Annotated in this window: 6 protein-coding genes; 4 read left to right on the forward strand and 2 right to left on the reverse strand. The window is 74.5% G+C overall.

What is annotated here, in order from left to right:
• Positions 1-512 precede the first annotated feature (512 nt).
• The 4 genes from AAHZ94_RS36500 to AAHZ94_RS24745 all read left to right on the forward strand — a co-directional run bounded on the left by AAHZ94_RS36500 (position 513) and on the right by AAHZ94_RS24745 (position 6,019).
• A complete protein-coding gene (locus AAHZ94_RS36500; protein WP_502964769.1) occupies positions 513-1,781 on the forward strand; it encodes an SURF1 family cytochrome oxidase biogenesis protein in 1,269 nt (422 codons plus the stop codon).
• Between the two features lie 123 nt (positions 1,782-1,904).
• On the forward strand, positions 1,905-3,860 hold the full coding sequence (locus tag AAHZ94_RS24735; protein ID WP_349995326.1) for a glycoside hydrolase family 15 protein: 1,956 nt from the start codon (positions 1,905-1,907) through the stop codon (positions 3,858-3,860).
• A 4-nt stretch (positions 3,861-3,864) separates the two neighbouring features.
• Positions 3,865-4,620 carry an SDR family oxidoreductase gene (locus AAHZ94_RS24740; RefSeq protein ID WP_349995327.1) on the forward strand — a complete coding sequence of 252 codons (756 nt, stop codon included), beginning with the start codon at positions 3,865-3,867 and terminating at the stop codon, positions 4,618-4,620.
• Between the two features lie 256 nt (positions 4,621-4,876).
• Positions 4,877-6,019 (forward strand): methyltransferase domain-containing protein, encoded by a 1,143-nt coding sequence (locus tag AAHZ94_RS24745; RefSeq protein ID WP_349995328.1) that lies wholly within the window; start codon positions 4,877-4,879, stop codon positions 6,017-6,019.
• A 271-nt stretch (positions 6,020-6,290) separates the two neighbouring features.
• Here AAHZ94_RS24745 and amaP read toward each other — a convergent pair whose 3' ends face one another.
• Positions 6,291-6,917, reverse strand: a complete 627-nt coding sequence (amaP, locus tag AAHZ94_RS24750; protein WP_349995330.1) for an alkaline shock response membrane anchor protein AmaP — start codon at positions 6,915-6,917, stop codon at positions 6,291-6,293.
• A gap of 8 nt (positions 6,918-6,925) precedes the next feature.
• On the reverse strand, positions 6,926-7,427 hold a 502-nt coding region (locus AAHZ94_RS24755; RefSeq protein WP_349995332.1), incomplete at its 5' end, for a DUF6286 domain-containing protein.

Here is a 7,427-nt window from a genome sequence, read left to right on the forward strand (position 1 = left end):
GGCGTCCTCCCACCCCCGCCCGCCGGGGCCCCCCCCCCCCCCCACCCCCCGCGCCCCCCCACGCCCCGCCCCGGGCCCCGGGGCCGCGGGGCCCCCCCGGGGCCCCCCCGGGCGCCCCCCGCTACTCCGCAGTGGGCGGTGCTTCGTAGCGGGCGGCGCCCCGCCCGGCGGTGCGGCGGTCCGGTCTCGCCGTACGGCCGGGCTCCGGCGAGCCGCAGCGTGAGCTCCGGCAACCCCCCGTATGACGTGGAGCGAGCAGCCTCGTAGGGTCCGGCGACCCGCCGCGTGGGGTGGGGCGAGCCGCCGCGTGAGGTGAGGCAGGCCCCCGCGTAGGCGGACGTGGCAGGAGGAGGGGCGGCTGGATGTAGGGGGCCGCCAGGTCTGGAGCGGCATTCGGGCGTCGAGGGAAGTCGGGCATCCGGGACAGCCGGGCGTCGAGGGCAGCCTGGCGTTTTGACACCGCCGGGCGCCCCGCTCGTTTCCCTGGCACGGCCGAGTTGTACCGTCATGGGGTGTACCGCTTCCTGTTGACCCGGCAGTGGGTGATCCTCACCCTGGTGGGGCTCGTCCTCATCCCCGTGATGATCAAGCTGGGCTTCTGGCAGCTCAGCCGGCACGAGCAGCGGGTCGAGCACAACCGTCAGGTGTCCAAGAGCCTGGACGCGCCGCCCGTTGCCGTCGGAGAGCTCGCCGCCGTAGGCCGGGACGTACCGAAGAAGAACGCCTCGCGCAAGGTCACGGCCGTCGGCACGTACGACACGCGCCACGAGGTCGTGGTGCGCCAGCGCACCGGTTCGGACGACCAGTCCATCGGCTACTTCGTGGTCACCCCCCTCCTGCTCGCCGATGGCAAGGCGGTACTGGTCAACCGGGGCTGGATTCCGGCGCCCGGCAACCTGACGCAGTTCCCGAACGTTCCGGCGCCTCCGACGGGCAAGGTCACCGTCAGCGGACGGCTCAAGGCCGACGAGACCAGCGGGCGCAGCGGTATCAAGGACAAGAAGGGCCTGCCGCCCCGCCAGGTGATGCTCATCAACAGCGAGCGCCAGGCCGAGGCGGTCGGCCGCCCGCTGCTCGGCGGCTACGTCGAGCTGACCGGTTCCCAGCCCGCGGGCGAGGGCCAGCCCGATCCGGTGCCCGCGCCCGACACCAGCGGCATCGGTCCGCACATGGCGTACGCGATCCAGTGGTGGCTGTTCACGACCGCGGTGCCGGCCGGTTGGATCGTCCTCTTCCGCAGGGAACTGCGCGACCAGGCCGCGGCGGCGGCCAAGGCGGCCAAGGCCGCCGCGCAGGCTGAAGAAGAAGCAGCCGCAGCACCTGAGCAGGACGGGAACGAGGACGCAGCCGGGCCAGTCGCCGAGCCGACCGGCGGCACACCCGCAGCCACCCCCCGCGAAGCCACCGGCCAAGCCCCCGGTCAGGCCCCCGACACCACCGCGGCCGACACCGACCGGCCCCCCGTTCCCGCATCCGAAACGGGGACGAAGGCCGACGCCGACACCGATCCCGACGGCCCGCCGACGGCGAACGCCCGTACGGAACCCGAGGGCCGTACGGAACCCGACACCCCCACGGGCACAGCGGACCGTGCGACGAAGCCCGGCGGCCGTACGGAGCCCGATAGCCGTGCGGAGCCTGATGGCCGTACGGAGCCTGACGCGGGTACGGAGCCTGACGCCCGTACGGAGCCTGCCGGCCGGAGTGTCGAGGACGGCCCGGACGCCGACCGCGCCACCGCCACCGTCTCCGCGAGCGCCCCGCGCCCCGACAGCGCCTGAGCCGACCCGCACCCCCACCACCAAGCCCCCACCCCCCTACAACGGCCGCACGCCGAGTGCCCCGTGTCGGCCGAACGGCCGCGCCGCCGAGTAGCGGGCGGTGGTGCGGGAAGACGGCTCGGCATGGCTTCTTCCATCGAGGACTACGCCCTGATCGGTGATCTACAGACGGCGGCGCTGGTCGGGCGGGACGGTTCGATCGACTGGCTGTGCCTGCCCCGGTTCGACTCCGGCGCCTGCTTCGCCGCGCTGCTCGGCGACCGCGACAACGGGCACTGGACCCTCGCCCCGGCGCCCGGCAGCGGCGACCACCCGCCCGGTACGGAAGACGTCGACCCGGCCGCCGGCGCGACCGACCCACCAGCCAGCGGCGCCGCCACCAACAACCACCCGACCGTCGACTCCCCAGCCGACAACCACTCCCCGCACGACGCGCCCCACACCCCCACCCCCACTCCCGCTCCCACTCCCACCCACTGCACGCGCCGCGGCTACCTCCCCGACACCCTGATCCTGGAGACCGTCTGGGAGACCGAGTCCGGCTCGGTGCGGGTGCTCGACTTCATGCCGCAGCGCGATCAGGCCCCCGACCTGGTCCGCATCGTCGAAGGCGGGCGCGGTCGGGTCGAGATGCACAGCGTGCTGCGGCTGCGCTTCGACTACGGCCACGTGGTGCCGTGGATGCGTCGGTGCGACGGACACCGGGTGGCGGTGGCCGGCCCCGACTCGGTGTGGCTGCGGAGCGTTCCGCAGGTGCCGACGCACGGGCGGGACTTCAGCACCCGTTCCACGTTCACCGTCGCCGCGGGCGAGCGGGTCGCGTTCGTCCTCACCTGGCACCCCTCGCACGACCCGCGGCCCACCCTCATCGACCCGTACGAGGCCCTGGAACACAGCCGCGCGGACTGGCGCGCCTGGGCCGCCAAGTGCACCTATCAGGGGCCGTACCGGGACGCGGTCGTACGGTCGCTGATCACGCTGAAGGCGCTGACGTACGCGCCGACCGGCGGCATCGTGGCGGCACCGACCACCTCGCTGCCGGAGGAGCCGGGCGGCGTGCGCAACTGGGACTACCGCTACTGCTGGCTGCGGGACTCCACGCTGGCCCTCGGTTCCCTGATCCGCACCGGCTACACCGAGGAGGCCGCGGCCTGGCGGGACTGGCTGCTGCGCGCGGTGGCGGGTGATCCGGCCGACCTCCAGATCATGTACGGGCTCGGCGGTGAGCGCCGGCTGGCCGAGACCGAGCTCGGCTGGCTCCGCGGGTACGCGGCGTCGGCGCCGGTGCGCATCGGCAACGACGCGGTCAACCAGCTCCAACTCGACGTCTACGGCGAGGTCATCGACTCCCTCGCCCTGGCCCGTACGGCCGGACTGCCGGCCACCGCGACCGCCTGGAGCCTTCAGTGCGCCCTCCTGGAGTTCCTGGCGGCGCAGTGGCGCGAGCCGGACGAGGGGCTGTGGGAGGTGCGCGGACCGCGCCGGCACTTCGTGCACTCCAAGGTGATGACCTGGGTGGCGGCCGACCGCGCGGTGCGCGCCCTGGAGCGTGACCCCACGCTGCGCGGCGACGTCGAGCGCTGGCGGGCGATGCGGGACGAGGTGCACCACGACGTGTGCACCCGCGGGTTCGACGCCGCGCGGGGCACCTTCACGCAGTACTACGGCTCGACCGAACTGGACGCGGCGACGCTGCTCATCCCCCGGGTGGGGTTCCTGCCGCCGCAGGACCCGCGGGTGGTGGGGACGGTGGAAGCGGTCCGCGCCGAACTGTGCGAGGACGGGCTGCTGCGCCGCTACAGCACGTCCGGCGCCCCCGTCGACGGGCTGCCCGGGGGCGAGGCGCCGTTCGTGGTGTGCTCGTTCTGGCTGGCCGACGCGCTCCAGTTGACCGGTCGTACGGAGGAGGCCACCGCGCTCTTCGAGCGGCTGCTCGCGCTGCGGAACGACGTGGGGCTGCTGGCCGAGGAGTACGACGCCCGGCGCGGGCGGCAGCTCGGCAACTTCCCGCAGGCGTTCAGCCACATCGGTCTGGTGGGGACCGCCCTCGCCCTGGCCGGGTGGAGCGAGGCAGACTGAGCCCATGGATCTTGGACTCAAAGACCGGGTGTACATCGTCACGGGTGGCACCCGCGGCCTCGGCAACGCCACCGCGCGCGAGTTGGTCGGTGACGGCGCGAAGGTCGTGATCACCGGGCGGGACGCGGACAAGACCGCCGCCGCAGCCGCGGAGCTCGGCCCCGATGTGCTCGGCGTGGCCGCGGACAACGCCGACCCCGAGACGGCCGCGCGGTTGATCGCCACCACACGCGAGCGCTTCGGCCGCTTCGACGGCATCCTCATCAGCGTCGGCGGCCCGCCCGCCGGCACCGCGGCCGAAAACACCGACGCCCAGTGGGAGGCGGCCTTCGAATCGGTCTTCCTCGGCGCGGTCCGACTGGCCCGCGGCGCCGCCGCCGAACTGTCCGATGGCGGGGTCATCGGCCTGGTGCTCTCCGGCTCCGTACGGGCCCCCGTCCCGGGCCTGGTCATCTCCAACGGGCTCCGTCCCGGACTTGCCGGGTTCGCGAAGTCGCTGGCGGGCGAGGTGGGGCCGCGCGGCATCCGGGTCGTCGGCCTGCTGCCCGCGCGCATCGACACCGACCGGGTGCGCGAGCTGGACGGCCTCGCCGCCGACCCGGCCGCGGCCCGCGACCAGCACTGCGCCGCGATCCCACTGCGCCGCTACGGCACACCGCAGGAGTTCGGCCGGGCGGCGGCGTTCCTGCTCTCGCCCGCCGCGTCGTACCTGACCGGCGTGATGCTCCCGGTGGACGGCGGCATGCTGCCGGGCCTCTGACCGGCCCCGGGGTCGGCTGCCCGGCCCAGCTCCCGCCGGCCCCGACAGCCGACCCCGGCGTACGGCGATTCCGCCCGGAGATTCCCGTACGAACCTTTTCGGAGGGGCCGCTTCGTACGAACTCGATGAAATCGCCGTACGCCGCGGTCGAGCGTCACGCCCGTGCCCCGTATGCCCGTGCCCCGTCTGCCTGAGCCCCGTGGCCGTGATCTTCGTCGTGGTGTGGGTCGGCCTTCCGTGCCTAGAGTGCCCGGTCGTGACCAGCGAACTATCGGATGAGCGGGCCGGCGAAGAGCTGCGGGCCATGGCGAGTACGGCGGGGTACGGGGAGGCTGCGGCCTCCCTGGTCGAGCAGTACGAGGGCGTGTCCTTCGACGATGTGCACCGGGAGGTGCTCGACCTCATCCCGCAACGGCCCCTGACCGTGCTGGACGTCGGGGCGGGCAGTGGCCGGGACGCCGCGGCGTTGGCCGCCCGCGGGCATGCGGTCGTCGCCGCCGAGCCCACGCCCGAACTCCGTGCTCTGGGCCGGGCCCGGCACGCCGACCAACCCGTGCAGTGGGTCGACGACGCGTTCCCCGACCTGCCGGGCCTCACCGCGCAGGAGCGGCGCTTCGACCTGATCCTGTCGACCGCGGTGTGGATGCACCTGGACGCGGAGCAACGGACGGCCGCGATGGCCACCCTGGTCGGGCTGCTCGCCGCCGGCGGCCAACTCGTCCTGACGCTGCGCCACGGCCCGGTGCCCGCCGGGCGCCGCATGTTCGCCGTCTCAGGAAACGAGACGATCGAGCTCGCGCAACGCCACGGGCTGACCGTCGCCCACCACTCGCACCGCGCTGACCTGCACGGACGCTCCGGTGTCGAGTGGACTCAGTTGGTGCTGCGGCACGCGCCGTTGCATCACCGGCAGGCGACCGATGGCGATCTGCCCGCGCTGGTCGCCCTGCGGGACCATGCGGCCCGCTGGCAGATCGCCCACGGCATCGCCCAGTGGCGCCCCGGCGAACTCGGCGTCGAGCACTTCCGCGAGCGGCTGCGGGCCGGCGAGGTCTGGCTCGCGACGCTCGGCCCGCACGGTCCGATCGCCGGGGGCTGGGAGCTGTGGTGGGACGACCCGGCCGCATGGGGCGACCAGCCCCCGGTCGCCGGGTACGTGCACCGGTTGATGACCGACCGCCGCGTCGCACCGCCAGGCACCGGCCGCCATCTGCTCGCCCACGCCGAGTCCCGCATCGCAGCGGCCGGCCGCACCCGCTGCCGACTCGACAGCCTGTCCGCCAACGCGGGGCTGCGCACGTACTACGAACGGGCCGGCTACCGCGCCGTCGGCGAGAACGTGAAGGGGGGCGGCCCGCACGGCACCTACGGCGTGACGCTGTGGGAGAAGGACCTGTAAGCGGAACCACGTGCTGACGGCGAGGCTGGGCGCGGAACTGGGACGGAGGTGCGGGCTGGGGAGAGGTGCGGCCTGGGGACGGAGGTGCGCGCTGGGGTTGGGCGCTGAGACCGTCCTGCCGTACGGGACTGGTCCAGGCCGCCCCGCGTCGGCCTGCGAGGAACGGGGCCCGCGCCGGCCCCCGGTCAACCTGCGAGAAACGGGGCTCGCGCCGACCCGCGGCCGGCCTCTCCACCCCGTGCCGCCTGCTCCCCCACCCACCCCGTGGCCCTCAGCTCACCCGCTCCGCGCGGTGGCGTACCGACCTCAGTCGGACCTCGGCCGGGAGTTGGTCGAGGCCCGCGGAGGTGCGGGCGTGTTCCAGGGCTTCGGACTGCAACCGGGCCAGGGTCTCGGCCGGTTGGGCATGGGCGGCCAGGATCAGGCGGACCCGGGCCTCGGGCGCGGTGCGACGGCCCCGGAGCGTGACCCGGGCGCGCTCGACGCCCTCCATCGCCTCGGCCTCGCCGGTCAGCACGCCCTCAAGTGCCCGGCCCCGCAACACGGCGCCGGCGCCGTCACCGCTGTGCACCAGGATCTCGTTCAGCCGGCGCCGGCGGGACTGCGCCAGCAGCCACCACAGGGTCAGCAGGACGACCAGCGCCAGGCCCGCGATGACGGCCGGCCACCACCAGCCCTCATCCCGCCAGCGGCGCCGGTCGTGCCGGGTGAGCAGCACGTCGTCGGGCCCGTCGAAGGGCCAACTGCCGGGCAGCGTGAAGCCCCACCGGCGCTGGAGGTCGAGCCCGCCGATCAGCACGGCCGCGCCCAGCGCGATCAGGACCACCCCGGCCAGGGCCAGCAGCACCCGGTTCACGGCCCGCACCTTGGCCCGCCCCACCGCCGGCTTCGCCGCCATCTTCCGCCTCATCTCTTCGTCGGCCGTCGGACCTGGACCCGCAGCCCCGGCCGCCGGGCGAGGCCGAGGCGGCGGATGCCGTCGTCCAGGGCGGCGTCCAGGTCCGAGCGCACCTCGTCCAACTCCCTGAAGTGCGCTTGGGCCCGTACGGTGACCCGTCGTCGTCCAGCGTCGACGCGGACCGTGCGGACGCCGGGCACCGCCATCGCCCGGTCGCGCAGTACGAGGGCGGCGGCCGAGCGGTCGAGCCCGGCCCGTACCCGTGGGTCGGGGCGCATCGGCAACACCCCGCGCCGGCCCGGGGTGAGCGCCAGTACGAGCAGCCACAGGCCGAGCGCCACCGCGACCGCGGCGCCGGTCACCACCCAGACGTCGTCCAGCGGTCGGCTGGCCAACTCGTCACCGAGCCTGCGCCGCCACCGCATGGCCGTCCGGTCGGCCCGCACCGCCGCCACGTCGTACAGCAGCAGCCCGCTCGCGCCGCGCCCCGGGCTCTTATACACATCTCCG

The organism is Streptomyces sp. HSW2009 (assembly GCF_040240285.1).
In the GTDB taxonomy this organism is placed as follows: domain Bacteria; phylum Actinomycetota; class Actinomycetes; order Streptomycetales; family Streptomycetaceae; genus Streptomyces.

Coding starts and splice junctions, on each gene's coding strand:
- AAHZ94_RS24735 (WP_349995326.1), top strand. CDS start 1,905: ATGGCTTCTTCCATCGAGGACTACGCCCTGATCGGTGATCTACAGACG.
- AAHZ94_RS24740 (WP_349995327.1), top strand. CDS start 3,865: ATGGATCTTGGACTCAAAGACCGGGTGTACATCGTCACGGGTGGCACC.
- amaP (WP_349995330.1), bottom strand. CDS start 6,917: ATGGCGGCGAAGCCGGCGGTGGGGCGGGCCAAGGTGCGGGCCGTGAAC.